General features: G+C 60.3%; 14 protein-coding genes and 1 pseudogene. 11 read left to right on the top strand and 4 right to left on the bottom strand.

From position 1 onward, the window contains the following. Nucleotides 1–222: 222 nt before the first annotated feature. From MHX61_RS05665 to MHX61_RS11375, 4 genes are all read left to right on the top strand, one after another. The gene (locus tag MHX61_RS05665) at nucleotides 223–1773 is read left to right on the top strand and encodes an alkaline phosphatase (protein WP_239193442.1); all 1551 of its coding nucleotides are present in this window, start codon (nucleotides 223–225) and stop codon (nucleotides 1771–1773) included. Between the two features lie 21 nt (nucleotides 1774–1794). After that, on the top strand, nucleotides 1795–2700 hold the full coding sequence (locus MHX61_RS05660) for a polysaccharide lyase family protein (protein WP_239193441.1): 906 nt from the start codon (nucleotides 1795–1797) through the stop codon (nucleotides 2698–2700). A 135-nt stretch (nucleotides 2701–2835) separates the two neighbouring features. Continuing rightward, entirely contained in the window at nucleotides 2836–3951 is a 1116-nt protein-coding gene (locus MHX61_RS11380; RefSeq protein ID WP_370658406.1) for an amidase family protein, read from the top strand. After that, entirely contained in the window at nucleotides 3890–4030 is a 141-nt protein-coding gene (locus MHX61_RS11375) for a hypothetical protein (protein ID WP_370658405.1), read from the top strand. The genes MHX61_RS11380 and MHX61_RS11375 overlap by 62 nt, the downstream gene beginning before the upstream one ends. Here the strand turns inward: MHX61_RS11375 and MHX61_RS05645 are convergent. Continuing rightward, nucleotides 4022–4537 (bottom strand): 2'-5' RNA ligase family protein, encoded by a 516-nt coding sequence (locus MHX61_RS05645; protein ID WP_239193439.1) that lies wholly within the window; start codon nucleotides 4535–4537, stop codon nucleotides 4022–4024. The two genes, MHX61_RS11375 and MHX61_RS05645, sit on opposite strands and share 9 nt — an antisense overlap. A gap of 126 nt (nucleotides 4538–4663) precedes the next feature. Between MHX61_RS05645 and MHX61_RS05640 the strand changes: the two genes are divergently transcribed. The 7 genes from MHX61_RS05640 (at nucleotide 4664) to MHX61_RS05610 (ending at nucleotide 14274) form a co-directional block, all read left to right on the top strand. Continuing rightward, the gene (locus MHX61_RS05640; protein ID WP_239193437.1) at nucleotides 4664–6193 is read left to right on the top strand and encodes an ATP-binding protein; all 1530 of its coding nucleotides are present in this window, start codon (nucleotides 4664–4666) and stop codon (nucleotides 6191–6193) included. Between the two features lie 120 nt (nucleotides 6194–6313). Further along, nucleotides 6314–8140 (top strand): fructose-specific PTS transporter subunit EIIC, encoded by a 1827-nt coding sequence (locus MHX61_RS05635; protein ID WP_239193493.1) that lies wholly within the window; start codon nucleotides 6314–6316, stop codon nucleotides 8138–8140. 563 nt (nucleotides 8141–8703) lie between these two features. Further along, nucleotides 8704–9267 carry a CAP domain-containing protein gene (locus MHX61_RS05630; RefSeq protein ID WP_239193435.1) on the top strand — a complete coding sequence of 188 codons (564 nt, stop codon included), beginning with the start codon at nucleotides 8704–8706 and terminating at the stop codon, nucleotides 9265–9267. A 212-nt stretch (nucleotides 9268–9479) separates the two neighbouring features. Beyond that, a complete protein-coding gene (locus MHX61_RS05625; protein WP_239193433.1) occupies nucleotides 9480–10241 on the top strand; it encodes a LamB/YcsF family protein in 762 nt (253 codons plus the stop codon). Beyond that, nucleotides 10241–11815 carry a 5-oxoprolinase/urea amidolyase family protein gene (locus tag MHX61_RS05620; RefSeq protein WP_239193431.1) on the top strand — a complete coding sequence of 525 codons (1575 nt, stop codon included), beginning with the start codon at nucleotides 10241–10243 and terminating at the stop codon, nucleotides 11813–11815. Before MHX61_RS05625 ends, MHX61_RS05620 begins: the two co-directional genes overlap by 1 nt. Then, nucleotides 11805–13586 carry a biotin carboxylase N-terminal domain-containing protein gene (locus MHX61_RS05615; RefSeq protein ID WP_239193429.1) on the top strand — a complete coding sequence of 594 codons (1782 nt, stop codon included), beginning with the start codon at nucleotides 11805–11807 and terminating at the stop codon, nucleotides 13584–13586. Before MHX61_RS05620 ends, MHX61_RS05615 begins: the two co-directional genes overlap by 11 nt. 67 nt (nucleotides 13587–13653) lie before the next feature. Beyond that, nucleotides 13654–14274: a GntR family transcriptional regulator gene (locus tag MHX61_RS05610; protein ID WP_239193427.1), complete on the top strand. Its 621-nt coding sequence runs from the start codon at nucleotides 13654–13656 to the stop codon at nucleotides 14272–14274. On the opposite strand, the pseudogene MHX61_RS05605 reads toward MHX61_RS05610, so the two are convergent. The 3 genes and pseudogenes from MHX61_RS05605 to MHX61_RS05595 all read right to left on the bottom strand — a co-directional run bounded on the left by MHX61_RS05605 (nucleotide 14271) and on the right by MHX61_RS05595 (nucleotide 16759). Next, nucleotides 14271–15040, bottom strand: a pseudogene (locus MHX61_RS05605) (putative hydro-lyase). The gene MHX61_RS05610 and the pseudogene MHX61_RS05605 overlap by 4 nt on opposite strands. Next, a complete protein-coding gene (locus tag MHX61_RS05600) occupies nucleotides 15040–16203 on the bottom strand; it encodes an NRAMP family divalent metal transporter (RefSeq protein WP_239193492.1) in 1164 nt (387 codons plus the stop codon). Before MHX61_RS05600 ends, MHX61_RS05605 begins: the two are co-directional and overlap by 1 nt. Nucleotides 16204–16390: 187 nt before the next feature. Continuing rightward, nucleotides 16391–16759, bottom strand: a complete 369-nt coding sequence (locus MHX61_RS05595; protein ID WP_239193425.1) for an endonuclease domain-containing protein — start codon at nucleotides 16757–16759, stop codon at nucleotides 16391–16393. Between the last annotated feature and the right edge of the window lie 374 nt (nucleotides 16760–17133).

Genomic DNA, 17133 nt, shown 5'->3' with positions numbered 1-17133 from the left:
TTGAGTTACGCTCCAACCAGGAAGATTATAATGCAGCCATCCAAGGGGAAATTGTAGCTATTGATAAGACAATAGTCCCTTCCGCTAATACCAGATCGTATTCAACATCCAAGACTCTATTCAATTTCAACGACCACTGGAGTTAAGTCTGATTTAACCAGCGATTCACTGCGGCTATTTAGGCTGGAAAAGTTCCTTATAGGCCTTTTAACGGAGCTTTGTATGTCTGATTCAAATAGTCGTCCTTCTTTTAATCGTCGTAATTTCCTGCAGATTGCTGGTGTTTCGGCCGCGGCGGTGGCTGCTGGAATTAATGCACCGGCCAAGGCGGGTGCACAGTCGAGTCTGAGTTCATGGGGTTCTTCGCAAGGCGGTGAACTGCCGCAGGATTCGGAGCTTTTTGGCCTAGGTGTAGCGGCGGGCACGCCGCGGCACGATTCGATGATCTTGTGGACGCGCCTGGCCCCTGAACCGCTGGCCGAGGATGGCCATGGCGGCATGACCGGCGGCGATGTTCGCGTGGGTTGGGAAGTTGCGAAGGATGAGGGGTTTGGGGACGTCGTCAAGCAAGGCGAAGCACTAGCCCAACGCGAGCTGGCGCACTCGGTGCACCCGCAGGTGACTGGGCTGGAGCCTGCAACTGAGTATTTTTATCGCTTCCGTGTGGATGGCAAGGTGAGCCCAGTAGGTCGGTTTAAGACTCTGCCCGCGCCCGACGCAAAGGTGGATAATCTCACCTTCACCGTAGCTTCCTGCCAGGCGTGGTACCACGGCTATTTCACCCCATGGAAGCACATTGCGCAGGAACCGGACCTGGATATGACGATTTTCGTGGGCGACTACATCTACGAGTACGGCATTGTGGAAGGCGATAATCTCTGGCGCCAAGGCGCAAGCGTGCCTGATGTTTTCAAGGCCAAGGTGGAGACTCTGGAGCAGTACCGCCTGCGCTACTCGCTCTTTAAGTCCGATGAGAACCTGCAGGCCGCTCACGCGCGCGCCGCGATGGCGATTGTGTGGGATGACCACGAAGTAGAAAATAACTACGCCGGTAATTGGTCCGAGATTGGCACCAAAGCCGAGCACTTCCTCTACCAGCGTGCGGCTGCTTACCGTGCCTTTTACGAGAATCTGCCGGTTGCCCCGCCTGCGCTTCCCGAGGGCCCCAATAACCGCATCTATGATTCCTTCGACGTGGGCACGCTTATGCGTTTCAATCTGGTCGATACCCGCCAATACCGCGAAGAATCTGCAGAAGATGCCAGCATCTTGGGCGCGGAACAGGAACAGTGGCTCAACGATAAGCTCGCCACCTCCCCGGCACAGTGGAACGTGGTGGTCAACAGCGTGGTCGTCGTGCCGATCGCCGATAGCACCGATCAATGGGACGGCTTCCCCGCAGCGCGTCGCCGGCTTATCGAATCCCTTTCCAAGGTCAGTGACCCTATTGTCTTCACCGGCGATATTCATCAGCACTGCGCTGCCGAAATCCAATCTGAATCCGGCCAACCTGTAGGAGTGGAATTGGTTGCTACTTCCATTGCTTCCGATGGCGATGGCTTCGCCGGCTCCAAGAGCACCGAGTGGCTGGAAAAGCCATATGTGAAGGCCATGGATAAACGCCGCGGCTACATCAAGGTGCGCGCTACCCATGAGCACCTCGACTCCGAATTCGTCGTGGTGCCTTGGATTGAGCGCGATGATACTGCCCCGCGTGAGACTGCTTTCTCCTTCCGCACCAATGCCGGCGAGCACACGCTGCGCTCCCTCTAAACCCCGAAAGGACAATTCATCATGGGACTTTTTAGCTCGCTTTCCTCTTCTTCCTCTCGCCGCGGTTCTTCCCGCAAGAACTCTTCTGACCAGGATTCCTCTACCCCAGCTCCTGGTACGGTTGCTGCTCCGCCAGCCGCAACCGGTGTTCAGGCGGAACCGCAGCTCATGGAAAATTACGTCACCTGGGAGCCTGCCTCCTGGGACGTCGTTTTGGATCACTACCGCGTCATCGGCACTGATCCCAATGGTGTAGACGTGCTGCTGGGCAAGACCATCTTTCCCTTCTTCCGCCACTCCCGGCGCGATGTTGCCGGTGAAAAGTGGACTTATTATGTCAAGGTGGTGGATGCTGCCGGTGCTGAGTCCACTCCTTCTGGCAAGGCGACGTCTACCTCCCTACCTTCGGTCACTGCTGGCACAGCGCTAGCTACGATTGGTTCCTTTGACCGAAAGGGCACGGAGTTTCAGTATTCCCCAAAGGATTACAAGAAGATCGTCACCGCGCACCCAGACCAGACAATCACTGTTGGACCGGATGCTAAGCCTGCCGACGTCCCCTATCTCCTCCCCGGCCCCGGCGATAAGTGGGCTGGCAGCAAGGCCTATACGCTGAAGTGGACGGTGAAATTGGATAAGCCCACCGCGAAGGCGGCACTGGCGCTATGGCTCATTGACACTACCAAGCTCGGCGGCATTCTCGACGTCACTGTTAATGACTTTCATAAACAAGTAGAGCTCCCACAGGGCGCAACGCAAGGTTCGCGCCAGGGCGATGCCAGCGGGGAGCCGACCTCGCTTCGCCCCGCAGCAATCGAATTTGCGCTCCCAGAGAACACCTTGCAAGAAGGTGAAAACGAGCTGGTCTTCACCCTCCGAGAAGGCGGCTGGCTAGCTTGGGATGCGCTGGGGATTTTTGCTAGATAACACTTTAAAATCAGCGCTTTGCCCAGAAACGGGAAATTGTTCACCAAATCCTGATGTACGGTGGTGCTATCTGCCCCCTTCTATTACATCGTCGGCATCAAACGACGCCGACGTTGAAAGGACTTAGCTCCCGATATGCCTACTGTTTCTGATCGCCTGCACCGCGCGCAGCAGGACTTTAATGCGGTGATTGCCGTCATCCCGTTTGATGAGCACGCGGTGGATGAATCGCCCACGCTTAAGGGGCAGCCGGTGGCATTCAAGGACATCGTGGATGCCGCTGGGGTGTCTACCACCTGCGGCACCGAGGTGAATGTGGGCCGCACTCCGGTCAAGGATGCACCAGTGGTGCAGCGCTTGACGGCGAAGGGTGCCCTGCCGGTGGCGAAGGCGAACCTGCAGGAGTTTTCCTATGGCATTTTGGGCGATGCCTCGGCTTATGGTCGCGTGATCAATCCACGTGATCCGGAGGTGTGCGGCGGCGGATCGAGCTCCGGTTCGGCGGCGTTGGTAGCTTGCGGGGCGCTGCAGCTTACGGTGGGCTCCGATAGCGCCGGCTCGGTGCGCGTGCCGGCCGCATGCCAAGGCGTGCTGGGGTTCAAGCCCACCTTTGGGGTGATTCCGGTCGAAGGTGTCTTCCCCTTTGCCCCGAGCTTTGATTGCATTGGTTTCTTTGCCAGCTCGATTGACCTGATTGAGCAGGCTTTTATTGCCACTGCGGAGGAGGAGCCGGCCGCGGCGCAGGACGTTTCTGCTGTTGATGTCACGGCCCTTAAGGCCAAGGGCGAGCGCTTCGCTAATCTTCTGGCCACGCTGGAGCGATCGGACTTTGAGCTCACCGAGGGCGCGGACTTGGAAGACACCATCGCCGCTACGGCCAAGCTCTATGAGCCGATGCGCCTGAAGGAAGTCTATGACGTCCACCGGCCGTTGCTGGATCAGCGCGATAAGTACCAAGACGTTATCTTGCAGCGCGTTCTGGGTGGAGAAGATATCAGCCAGGAAGACTACGACGCGGCCGCACGGGGCGTAGAGAAGCTGCGCGAAGACGCCCTTGCCCTGCTTGCCGACGCCCCCCATTATCCTCACCCCCACCCTCGATTCCGGCCCCCTCAAGTGGTCCGATATCACCCCGGACAATACCGCGGAGTCGGCCGCGAGCCTGCGGCGGTGGACCGAGCCATTCAATGTGCTCGGCTGGCCGGCCATTACGGTGCCGCTGCGCGGCGAAGAGGAAGAAGGAGTGGGTGATGCGGTGCAGGTCGTCGGCAAGCCGGGCGAAGACCTGACCGTCCTGCGCGTTGCCCGCGCCCTGCAGGCCCTACTCTAAGCCCCCTGCTAGAAGGGTCTTTTCCTGTGTGCGCGGCCGCCAATAGGCGGCCTCGACGGCGGTAAGTTCCTTGAAGTGCGCTGAGGTGAGCTCGTCCATCGCTTGGATATAGCCGGGGACCTCTTCGCGCGGCAGGCGCAAGCCCATGGTCAGGTGCGGGGTCCAGCGCGGCCCGCGCCCGTCCGGGTTTGCGGCGCTGATTTTTCGCGCGGCGATTTCTAACTCGTCGGCAGTCTCCAGCAGCCAGGCCACCGTCTGTTTACGCTTGGTGCCAAAAATAACGTTTCCTACCCGCCGGAAATCCGCGGGGATAACGGCCGGCAGCAGCTGGGCCGCCAAATCCACCACTTCCGGCTGCATGTGCGGCGAAAAGGTGACCGTAATGTGCGGGCGTTGATGCTGGACGGGAAAGCCGCGCTCAGCTAGGCCGGCAAAGATGTCGCGCACCTGATCTTCCTGCTTTTGCGGCAGGTAGAGCAAGATATTGTCCGGCGATGCTTTACTCACGGGCGAGCGTTCCCCTTTCTGTTGCGAAGTGCCTCCAGCGTACCGACCATCACAATAAGTGAGAACCCCCTTCCCCTTCATTAAAAAATCATTGCCATTTTACAATGAGGGTTTTATAATGACGCCATGGGTTGGGATGCAGTTAATCTCCGTGAGGCACTTGAGCAGCTGCGGCTCTTTGGCGATGACCGCACGATGCTGGAATGCAAGCGCTCCTTCCTTCGCGCACCGCATGATTTGGCTCGCACCATATGTGCTTTTGCAAACATGCCAATGGGCGGTGACATCCTTTTGGGCGTCGATCAGAGCCTCAACTTTGCCGCCACCGGCGTCGCGCACCCTGCACAGGTAGAAAAGGCGGTGGCGGACCAAGCAAGAACGCTTATAGAACCTGCGCCCCAGCTCTCTTTTACCCACATCAGCATCGATGAAGCGGTAGTAATCGCAGTGACGGTAGCGCCCCTTTCACCCATACTTAAACCGGCCCGCATCAAAGGAGAGGCCTACCTACGGCAAGCGGATGGCAATTATGTGATGGGCCCGAACGATTTGCGCATCCTCGAGGTGGCGGCACTCCACGAATCTGAGCAAGAATTTTATGACCAGCAGACAGTGCCTGGCAGCGGCCTGCGGGACATGGATGAAAACATTACGGCAGAGGCGCTACGCACGGCCCGCTCACGCAGTAGGCGCCTATCCACCATTACAGACGACAAGCGCCTCCTCGAGGTACTTGGCGCAACCGTAAACGGGCAACTGACCGTAGCCGGAAATTATGCTCTCGGCTTCTTACCGCAGGGAAAAATACCTGCCCTCGGGGTAACCGCGGCGGTGCAGCTTCCGCGGGAGCACGCCGCGCGCACGCGAAATCTCACCCATTTCGACGGACCTCTACCCGCTCTCCTCGATGATGTGGTGGATTGGCTGCGTGCCAATCTGCAGGCCGACCTGCGCTATGCGGAAAGCGGTCATGTGGAAGAGATCCCGGAAATTCCGCCGGCCGCCCTTCGGGAGGCTGTAGCAAACGCGTTAGTGCACCGCGATTTAGGACCACACACGCGAGGTGTGGGAAAAAGAATTGAGGTTCGCATCACCCGGCAGGCCGTGATCATTACTAGCCCTGGTGGGCTGCGAGGGGTCTCGGTCTCCCAATTGACCAGCACCACCCTATCCAAAGCTGCAGTAAATCAACGCCTTTATGAGCTTGCCAAACTAGTTCGCACCAGCGAAGGACACCCGGTCATTGAAGGCGAGGGCGGAGGCATCCGAGAGATGATTCGTGCCTGTTTAGATGCAGGCCTAGCTGCGCCGCGCCTTATAGATACTGGCACCGAGTTTCGTGTCATCTTCCCCCGGACCAGGCCGGATAGCCCGCATCGAGTTTCTGCCCGTCCCGCGATGAGAGCAGTGGAAGCCAACGTAGAGGACGAGCTTCGTCAGCTAGGTAAGAACGTTCCGCAAGTTTTTCACAGTATGCAGCTCGGCGCGGAGGCGGACTATGCTCCCGCCTTAAGCCTTCACGAGATCGCGGAACGCACCCAACTCAGTACCGGGCAAGCGCGCTACGCGCTCAAGGCCTTGGAGAGGAAGGGCTGGATTGTCATGCGGGGCCAGCGTGGCTCGCAACGCACGACTTACCAGATCCGCAGAGAATAGACGCGCCGGCTCTTGTGCCAACGCAAACGATTGCCGTTTAATGAGAGTCATGAGCACTACAGAGTCATCGCCCTCATCCTCGCCATCACGGCGTGTCCGACGGGCATCGCGCACACCTATATGGCGGCCGAGAACCTCGAGGCCGCAGCCCAAGAGCTGGGCTACCGCATCAAAATTGAAACTCATGGTTCCATCGGCGTCGAGGGAGCCTTTAGCAAGCAAGACATCGAGGAAGCCGACGCCATTGTCATTGGTGCCGATACGGTCATTTCCAAGGACCGCTTCCACGGCAAGCGTCTCGAAGCCACCGGTGTGGACGAGGCCATCAAGCACCCGAAGGAACTGCTCAGCAGGTCCTTGAGCGCTTCGCGCTGGGAGGGCTCTTCCGAAAGGACGGAAGAAGAGGCGCCTGGTAAAAATAGCGTTGGCCAAACCTTGTACAAGGCGCTGATGAACGGCGTCTCGCACATGATCCCGTTCGTGGTGACCGGTGGTCTGCTCATTGCGGTCGCCCTCTCCATCGGCGGCACGCCCACGCCTGAGGGCATGGCGATTCCGGAAGATAGCTTCTGGAACACGGTCAATGAGCTCGGCGCCCTGGCGTTCTCGCTGATGGTCCCAGTCCTCTCCGGCTACATTGCGGTGGGCATCGCGGATCGCCCAGGCCTTGCCCCTGGCCTTATTACGGGCCTCATCGCCACCACCGGCTCGCTTTACGGTTCTGAGGCGGGCGCCGGATTCTTGGGCGGCATTGTCACCGGTATTTTGTCCGGTTATGTGGCTCTTGCCATTAAGAAGATTCCGGTGCACAAATTCATCGCACCGATTTGGCCTATCATCGTCATCCCGATTTTCACCACGCTCATCGTGGGCCTCATCTTCATTTTGCTCATTGGCGCACCGGTCTCGGCCGCGTTCGAGGCAATGACCAACTATCTCGCTGGAATGCAGGGCTCCTCCGTCATCGTGCTGGGCCTAATCCTGGGCGCCATGATCGCCTTCGATATGGGTGGTCCCTTCAATAAAACGGCTTTCCTCTTCGGCGGCGGCATGATCGCGGCCGGCAATGCTGCACCAATGGGCATGGCGGCATGTGCGATTGCAGTACCTCCCCTCGCCGTGGGCGTAGCGACGCTGCTGCGCCGCCGCTGGTTTACCAAGGCCGAAAATGATGCGGGCATCGCCGCGTTGTTCATGGGATTCTTCGGCATTACCGAGGGCGCCATTCCGCTCGCGGCCGCACGCCCGCTACAGGTCATCCCCGCCAATGTTGCCGGTGGTGCCGTAGCCGGTGCGCTCGCCGGTCTTTTCGGTGCACAAGACCACGTCATGCACGGCGGCCCGATCGTCGCGGTGCTCGGCGCGGTAGATAACGTCGTTGGCTTCTTTATCGCCATGCTTGCCGGCATCGTGGTTTGCGCTGGCCTTATTCTCCTGCTGGTGGGATTGACGCAGCGCAAGGATAAGCCACTTGTTGCAGTCGATACGATTAGCCTCGATAAAGATCTGGGTTCTTCTAGCGAAGAGGTCATTCGCTCCATGGTGAAGCTCACCTCCGCGCGCATGTCTGATGCCGAGGCGGTCGCTAGCGCCGCATTGAAGCGCGAATCTACCCGTTCCACTGGTGTGGGTCACGGTGTGGCCATTCCGCACGCTCGGTCTGCCGGGGTGAAGGTACCAACTCTCGCCTTCGCCCGCCTGCCCCAGGGCATCACGTGGGCAGAGGGCGAAGACCCGACTACCTTGGCCTTCCTCATTGCTGTTCCGGATAACGCTGGAAAGCAGCACCTCAAGCTGCTGTCCAAGCTGGCGCGCAACATCATGAAGGAGGACTTCCGCGCCCAGCTCCACGGTGCGAAGACGCGCAAGGAAGCCGCCGACATCATTTCCTCGGTACTCTCCCCTGTACCATCGACGGACAAGGCAACCGCGACCACCCCAGCCTAAATTGTCTTGTAACTGAAAGCGCTCAGCAATTGTCCCCGCTGGGCGCTTTTCTTATGCCCACACAACGTAGGGATGCGGCGGAAGGGCGGTTTCGCGGGAGGAACAGCAGTAGTGAGGCGATCTCAAGCGAGACCAGGCATCGTCATGGCGCTCTCTTACGTTCCTTAGACGGGCAGAGAATCACAAGGTTCCCTATAGGGTTTGCCAAGAATCGCGCCGGTTTTGCCAGCAACAACCTTAAAACAAGGGCCATATACCTTAAAACAATCTCATTTCTCTAGGAACCTGAGATATTTGTTGAAATCTACCCCCGTGGGGGTGGGGAGCCGAGCGCCATCACTGAGGGAATTTAGGGGTTCCCTAACTCAAATCGAGAAGTACCTAAGAGGTAATTAGCTTTACGCGACATCAACTTCAAGAATCCTAATATTTGCTGGTCAGCTGGCTTTTACCCGGGCAGAATTGGTTAACTTTTAAGCGAAAGGGAACGGAGGTTAGCCGTTAACACTCCTAGATCCCCACCTTATAGATTCCTCCTAGGTCCCAGTAGAAAGGTACCGCCCATGTTTACCCCCAAAGTTCACTTCTCCGCTAAGAAGTTCGTCGCTCCGGCACTGGCAGCAGCCGTCGCCCTCGGTGTTGGCGTAGCTCCTGCAGAGGCGTCCAGCTCCTTCGGCAAATTCGGCCGCGTGAACCTTCCAGTACCATCCGTCAACCCGCCTGCCGCTCCGGCTGCCGCTGCAAAGCCGGTTGCTCCGGCCTCCAACCGCGTACAGAACATCATCAATCACACCAACGCTTACCGCCAGGCACACGGCCTGCGCCCGGTTCGCGCCAACGCCGCACTCAATGGACTGGCTCAGGATTGGGCAAACCAGCTGGTTCGCGCCAATAAGCTCAGCCACCGCCCACAGCACTGGAACTACTACCCTTCGAATATCCCGGCCGGCGGCGAGAACGTACTGCAGGCATGGAGCGACTACTCCGATGCACAGCTGGTAAAGCTCTGGTACGAATCCCCGAGCCACCGCAAGATCATGCTCGACCCGCGCGCCAAGACCATCGGAGTCGGCGTTGCCATTAACTCTGAAGGCAAGCTTTACGCTGTCCAAAACTACGGCCGCTAAAGATTTCACAAGCTAGAACCTTCGGACCCTTGGGCTCTAGCAGGCCATGCCGCCTCCTCCCGGACCTCTTACCCGGGACGGGGCGGTTTTCTCGCGCCTAGGTGGGGGTGCGCACGCGGGTAAACGAAACGTAACCGTCTTCACAAATGACAGTGGCGAGGGTTACACTTAATGACATTCGAATTGTTCAACAATCTTAAGGACGGTGTTGAATGTCCTCGCTCCATATCGATCTCAATGCGGATTTGGGAGAAACCACTGCGGGCAATCCGGTCGCAGATGACGCGGCAATGCTGGAGATGGTGTCCTCCGCAAACGTGGCCACCGGCTTCCATGCGGGCGACCCACACTCGATTGCCGGCACGCTCAAGGCGGCAGCAGAAGCAGGCGTGACCGTAGGCGCACACGTAGGTTATAACGACGCCGCAGGTTTCGGCCGCCGTTTTATCGATTACAACCCGGACGAGCTAGCAGACGAGGTGACCTACCAAATTGGCGCGCTCGACGCTTTGGCCCGCGCCAATGGCACCAAGGTCTCCTATGTAAAGCCGCACGGGGCGATGTATAACACAATCGTGAAAGATGAGGCGCAGGCAGAAGCCGTCATCAAGGGCATTAAGGCCTTTGGAGACTTGCCGGTGATGTTGCTGCCAGGGGGTGTAGCGGTGGACGTCGCCAAGCGCAGCGGGCTTAACGTCATCCGTGAGGCCTTTGCGGACCGCAACTACAACCCCGATGGCACGCTGGTCTCGCGCAAGGAAGCCAATGCGGTGCTCGGCAGCGCCGATGAGGTGGTGCAGCGAGTGCTTGAGGTGGCGCAGACCGGGTCGATTACAGCCGTGGATGGCACGAAGCTCGAGGTGGATGCGCAATCCGTATGCACCCACGGTGATTCGCCCGGCGCGGTGAAGCTGCTGCGCGGCGTGGTGGAGCGCCTGCGGGAAGAAGGCATCGAGATTCGGAGCTTTATCTAATGCACATTAATTTTGTGGGCACACGCGCGTTGCTCATTGACCTGGATGGATTAAACCAGGTCATGGACTGGCACGCGGCGCTTTCTGCCAAGCCGTTGAAGAATCAGGTGGACTGCATCGCGGCCGCCACCACCCTGCTGCTGACGTTTGAAGCGCCGGATTCGGCGCGCGATGCGGCCGAATTCCTGCAGGACTTCTCCCCTGCCGCCGCGACGGCCGCGGAGGCCCGCATGGTAGAAATCGATGTGCTCTATGACGGCGAGGATGTGGACGAGGCCGCAGACCTGCTGGGGCTTTCGCGCGAGGCGCTCATTGACTGGCATACCTCTACCGAGTGGACCGCGGCATTCGGTGGCTTTGCCCCGGGCTTTACCTACTGCGCTCCGTCGGATCCCTCCCAGGCGCGTGCTGTGCCACGCCGCTCCAGTCCCCGCACCGCCGTGCCGGCCGGTGCCGTAGGCATTGCGGGCGAATTTTCCGCGGTGTACCCGCGCGTTTCCCCGGGCGGCTGGCAGCTTTTGGGTACCACCAATACGCCGATGTGGGATTCCAATGCCAACCCGCCGGCGCTGGTACAGCCGGGCGACCGCGTGCGCTATCGCAGCGTGGATAAGCTGCCGGAGCTTGTTGATCACTCTGCCCGCTCGAAGCGCGCCCCTGCCCGCTTGCCGCGCATGGAGGTTATCGATGCCGGCCTGCTCACCCTCTACCAGGACTTGGGACGCCCCGGTGTGGGCGATCTCGGCGTGACCCCCTCCGGGGCCGCCGACCGCGCCGCCGCCGCGACCGCCAACGTGGCCGTGGGCAACCCGCGCGGGGCAACAGTGCTGGAGAATATCGGCGGCATTAAGCTCCACGCGCTCACCGATACCGTCATTTGCGTCACCGGCGCGACCGCGCGTGTGCGCCTCGGCGAGATGCCGGTTCACCTTGCTCGCCCCGTGCTGGTCACGGCCGGGCAAACCGTCACGGTAGACCCTGCGACGGTAGGCATGCGCAATTACGTTGCCATCCGCGGCGGCATCATCGCCGAATCCGAGCTCGGCTCGGCGGCCACCGACGTCCTTTCTGGCCTTGGCCCGGACCCGGTCACCACCGGCGATGTCATCGGCGTGCTGCCGCGCTCTACCGGCATGACCGACGCCCAGCTGGTTAACCCACTGCGCGTGCGTGAAAGCTCCGATGGAAAAACCCGCGCCACCCTGCGCTGCGTACTCGGACCGCGCGATGACTGGTTTGGTGATAATGTTTCCGCCTTCCTGGATACCGAGTGGACCGTCACCTCGGATTCCAACCGCGTGGGCCTGCGCCTCGATGGCGAAGAACCAATTGAACGCGTTAAAGACGGCGAGCTCCCCTCCGAGGGCATGGTCGCCGGCTCCATCCAAATTCCGCCCAATGGCAAGCCCGTGGTCTTCCTGCGCGATCATGCCGTGACCGGCGGTTACCCGGTCATCGCCACCGTATTGGAAGAAGATATTGATATCGCCGCGCAGCTGCCACCCGGCGCGCGCGTGAACTTTGAACTCGTAGCACCCCAAGCCTTGAACACTGGAGATAAGAATGCAGATTAAGACCGTCCTCATTGCTAACCGCGGCGAGATTGCCGTGCGTATCGCCCGCGTCGCCCGCGACCTGGGCATTAAGTCCATCGCCATTTACTCCGAAGCAGACGCAGGTGCCCTGCATACCCAGGTAGCGGATGAAGCTTATGCGCTGCCGGGCAATACCGCGGCCGATACCTACATGAACGTGCCCGCGCTGCTCGATATCGCGGTGCGTGCCGGCGCCGATGCCATCCACCCGGGCTACGGCTTCTTGTCCGAGAACGCCGACTTTGCCCGCACAGTTACCGAGGCCGGCATGATCTGGATTGGCCCTTCCCCGGAGTCCATCGAGTTGCTCGGTGACAAGATCGCTGCGCGCCGCGTGGCCGAGGAGGTCGGCGCGCCGCTGGCACCGGGTACCTCCGATCCCATCGATGACTGGCAGGAGGCCCGCGCCTTTGCCGAAGAGCACGGCCTGCCCATTGCCATCAAGGCTGCTTATGGCGGCGGCGGACGCGGCTTGAAGGTCGTGGACAATATGGAAGAAATTGAGGGCGCATTCAACTCCGCCGGCCGCGAGGCCATGGAGGCTTTCGGCCGCGCCGAGTGCTACGTGGAGAAGTTCCTCACCCACCCGCGCCACGTCGAGGCCCAGGTGCTGGCCGATGCGCACGGCAATGTGCGCGTGCTCGGCACCCGCGATTGCTCCACCCAGCGCCGCTTCCAGAAGCTCATTGAGGAGGCTCCGGCGCCCGCGCTTTCCGACGCCCAACGCAACGGCATCATCGAAGGCGCGCGCTCCATTTGCTCCAAGGTGGGCTACACCGGTGCCGGCACCGTGGAATACATTGTCTCCGAGGACGGCACCATTTCCTTCCTCGAGGTCAATACCCGTGTGCAGGTCGAACACCCAGTTACCGAGGTAGTCACCGGCACCGATATCATCGCCGAGCAATTCCGCATCGCGGCCGGCGAGCCGCTGTCCTTCGATGAGGATCCGCAGTCCCACGGCCATGCTTTTGAGTTCCGTATCAATGCCGAGGACATCCTCAATGGCTTTGCGCCGTGCCCCGGCACCATCGTCTCCTTCGAGCCACCGACCGGCCCGGGCATCCGCGTGGATTCCGCGGTGCGCTCTGGCTCTATCATCCCGCCGTACTATGACTCCCTGATTGCCAAGCTGGTGGTGTGGGGACCGACCCGCGAGATCGCCCTGGCCCGCGCCCGCTTTGCCCTGCGCGAGTTCACCGTTACCGGCGTGCGCACCGTGCTGCCGTTCCACCGCGACATGATGGATGAGCCGGCACTCATCGGCACTGCCGCGCCGGCCGAGGATACCGCTGCCGCTGGTGCCTCCGAGATTGGCGTGTTTACGGACTGGGTGGATCACAACTACCGCCCGTCTGCCGCCAACCAGGTGGAAAAGGTCGAGGCTATCTACACCCAGCGCCGCACTGTGGCCGTAGAAATCGACGGCAAGCTGGTCAACGTCGGCGTGCCCGTGGACTTCCTCGCCGCGCCGGGCGCCGGCTCGGCCGGTGGTTCTGCCTCCACCGCGCCATCTTCGGCCGGCGCGCAGTCCACCGATGACAATGCGGTTACCTCCCCGTTCGAGGCCAACCTCGTGGCCTGGAACGTTGCGGACGGCGATACCGTGGCCGAGGGCGATGCCATCGCCACCGTCGAGGCCATGAAGATGGAATCGGCCATCAAGGCTCCGCGCGGCGGCACCATCAAGCTCCTGGCCGCAGAAGGTGACCGTCTGGATTCCTCCAAGGTCATCGCGACCATCGATTAGCGCTCACGCCACCCTTATGCACCTCATTTCAATGTGAGGTGCATAACTTTTTAGTACAGTTGTGGTCATGCTTTCCCAGTCTGTCGCCTCCGAGTTGCGCGAGGCCATCTCCGCCGGCGAATTTCAGCCGGGCGAGCAGCTCAGCGAGGTCAAGGCAGCCGAACGCTTTAACTGCTCGCGCAATACCCTCCGCGAGTCTTTCACTAGGCTTGCCGCAGAGCGCATTGTCGAGCGCATCCCTAATCGCGGCGTCTTCCTCGCGACGCCGGATGCAGACTATATCCGTGACCTCTTTGCCGCCCGCGCGGCCATCGAGCCTGCCGCAGTGCGGTGGGGCGCTTTTGCCGACGCCCCCTCGCTCGTCACCCTCACCTCCTCCGCCTTCGACTACGCGGCACGCGGCGAGCACCAGGAAGTCTCCGCCATCAACCAGCGCTTCCACCGCACGCTGGTCGCCGCGCTGGGCTCGCCTACGCTCAATGAGCAGATGGATAATCTTCTCGCCCGCATGCGGCTTACCTTCCTGCTGGCCATCCCGCGCTACCCGCAGCTACATGCGGACCACATTCAAGGAAATATCACCTTGGCCACGCTCATCGCGGATGGAAAACGCCGCGAGGCCGCCACGCTTGCGCATGACAGCCTCATGAATACCTGCGAGAAGATCCTCGCCGTGCTGGACGATTAGGGAATAAGGAAGTCTTGATCCCGGGCGTTGGTCACGAGCATCTGGCCCGGCGCGTGCGTAATGGCTAGGCGCGGCTTAGATTCCATCACGATGGCCTGCGGGGTCACACCACAGGCCCAAAAGACCGGCAGGCAGCCCTCCGGCACTTCGCCCGGATCACCAAAGTCGGGGCGGTTCAAGTCCGCAATGCCAATGGCTGCCGGGTCACCCACGTGGACCGGGCGCCGTGAACCGATGGGTAGCGGGAGGTAATCCGCACGGCATCGGATACCTGCGCGGCCGGAATCGGACGCATGGAGACCACCATGGGGCCGGAAAAGACACCGGCCGGGGTGGTGGGAATCGTGGTTTTAAACATCGGCACGTTGCGCTGCTGAGCAATGTGCGCGACCTCAATGCCGTTATCCTGCAGCGCAGTCTCGAAGGTAAAAGAGCAACCGATAAGGAAGCTGACCATGTCTGGGGTGTAGTACGAGGTGGCGTCGGCAAGCGTGGCTGTATACTCGCCGTTTTCAAAGACGCGGTAGGCCGGAATATCGGTGCGGATGTCCCCACCCGGCAACAGCTCGGAGGTGTACTGACCGGCTTCCAGCACGCCCACAATCGGGCATGGCTTAGGGTTACGCTGAGCGAAGAGCAAGAAATCAAACGCGTATTCCTGCGGCACGGCCAGCAGGTTAGCCTGCATGAAGCCGCGGGCATGCCCGGCGGTGGTGGCCATGTCATGGCTGCGTGCATACTCGCGCACCTGCTCCGGGGTCTGCATTATGCCCACAGCTCGGTGATGCCGGAGAAAGCCTTGAAGCCGATGAAGATGGTGAGTACCCACGCCAGGGCGCCAATGATGAGCAACCACTTAGGATACTTATAGCCCTGCAGGAGGTCGCGGCGGCGCCAGGCCACCCACATCACGAGGGCGAAACCGATGGGCAGGATCAGGCCGTTGATGGCGCCGGCAAAGATGAGCAACTTCTGTGGCGCGGAGTTGATGGCCACGAAGACTACCGTGCACACCGCAATGAAGATAATGGTGAGGATATTGCGGGTGCGCGTCGAGGTGTCCTGGGAGGTCACGAAGGATACCGAGGTATAGGCGGCACCGATAACCGAGGACAAACCGGCCGCGAAGAGGACCACGCCGAAGGCACGCAGGCCAAACTCGCCGGCGGCATTGTAGAAGGCATCGGCCGCGGTGTTGTCGTCCGAAAGCGTCACGCCGGTGGCCACCACACCGAGGACCGCCAAGAAGAGGAGCATGCGCATGATGCCAGTGACCACAATGCCGCTTACCGAGGTATAGGTAATGTTCTTGACGTTTTCCACGCCGGTGTGGCCGGAATCGATGAGGCGGTGCGCGCCGGCAAAGGTGATATAACCACCCACGGTGCCACCGATGATGGTGGTGATGACGAAGAAATCGATTTCGCCCGGCGCGACGGCATTCTTGAGCGCCTCGCCCACCGGTGGCTGGCTGACCACAGCAACGTAGAGCATCAGCAGGATCATGACCGCGCCCAGGACCGCGACGAGGCGGTCAAGCGCCATGCCTGCCTTCTTGGAGAGGAAGATAAAGATCGCGATGGCCGCGGCAATGACGCCGCCGATGCGCGAATCGATGCCCAGCATCGCGTTAATGCCCAGGCCAGATCCGGCGATATTGCCGATATTAAAGACCGCGCCGCCGATAAACACGAATACGGCAAGCACCCAGCCCAGGCCGGGGAGCACGGTATTGCCCAAGGTATTGGCGCGCATGCCGGTCACGCAGAGAACTCGCCACACATTGAGCTGGATGGCGATGTCCACGAGGATGGACAGCATAATCGCAAACGCGAAGGATGCCCCCATCTGCACGGTAAAGACCGAGGTCTGGGTCAAAAATCCCGGACCGATGGCGGAGGTGGCCATAAGGAACATGGCACCGGCCATGGCGCCGAGGCCTTTGGGCGGGGTCTTGTCCCCCGCCTGCGCCGGAGTGGCGTGTGATGTCTCAGCACTCACTAGATTTCACCTTTCGTGATGCAGGTCGCATTAGTTTGTGATGCGCATCATCTTAAAGGTTGCTATGCCTTTTGTTCAACAACTTTTATGTACTGCGGGGTGGTGCGGGGGTGATCTAGGCTACTTTCCTGCCGCGTTTTCCCAAGTGGCTAGCGATTATCCGCAATGCCTCGTCCGACGCTTTCACCTCGCTGGAACCATAGCGCAGCACCACGTATCCGCGGTTTTCTAGCGCTCGCTGCCTCTTTATCTGCTGCTTTACCACGTGGGAGGGCGCCTCGCCATAGGTACCGTCATACTTGGCATCGCCATCGACCTCGACCACCAGCCAGCCATCGAGACAAAGATCCGCCCGATATTTCCCGAGCAGCGGTTTCTGCGGCTCAATTTTCACCTGTGGGAAACGCTCAATAATAAGTGCTCGCAGATAGGACTCATAGGGCGATTCCGATCCACCATACGCGTGCTCGATAGCCTTACGCATGACCGCTTGTCCCCTCGTGCGCTGCATTTTTCCAGTTCTTCGCGCAAGTCATATGTGGTGACGTCGTGTCGGCCGAGGGCAGAATCGGTAGCTACCAGGCCATCTGGGAAGCCGTGTAGCCGGGCGATTTCGAGGCAGGTGCGGGCAGGATTCGTGGCGCGCACACCCGCTATCGACACCGTGGATTCTTGGAGGGACTTTACCCGGCGGTACCGGTAGCCTTTCGCGGTGAGCCTGCGTGGGGGAACGCTTCCCGAAGGCACCGCTAACTCAACCTCCTCCCCTTCCCTGGAAATTACCCACATTCCCCACAGCCGCGCGGCCGATTTGCTGATGAGGACGGCGCGGTGGGTGCTCCACCCGGCAGCGACTAC

Origin of the sequence: Corynebacterium sp. ACRPF (assembly GCF_022347395.1) — a bacterium.
Taxonomy (GTDB): domain Bacteria; phylum Actinomycetota; class Actinomycetes; order Mycobacteriales; family Mycobacteriaceae; genus Corynebacterium; species Corynebacterium tuberculostearicum_D.
This window is presented reverse-complemented; position numbering and strand designations above follow the sequence as displayed.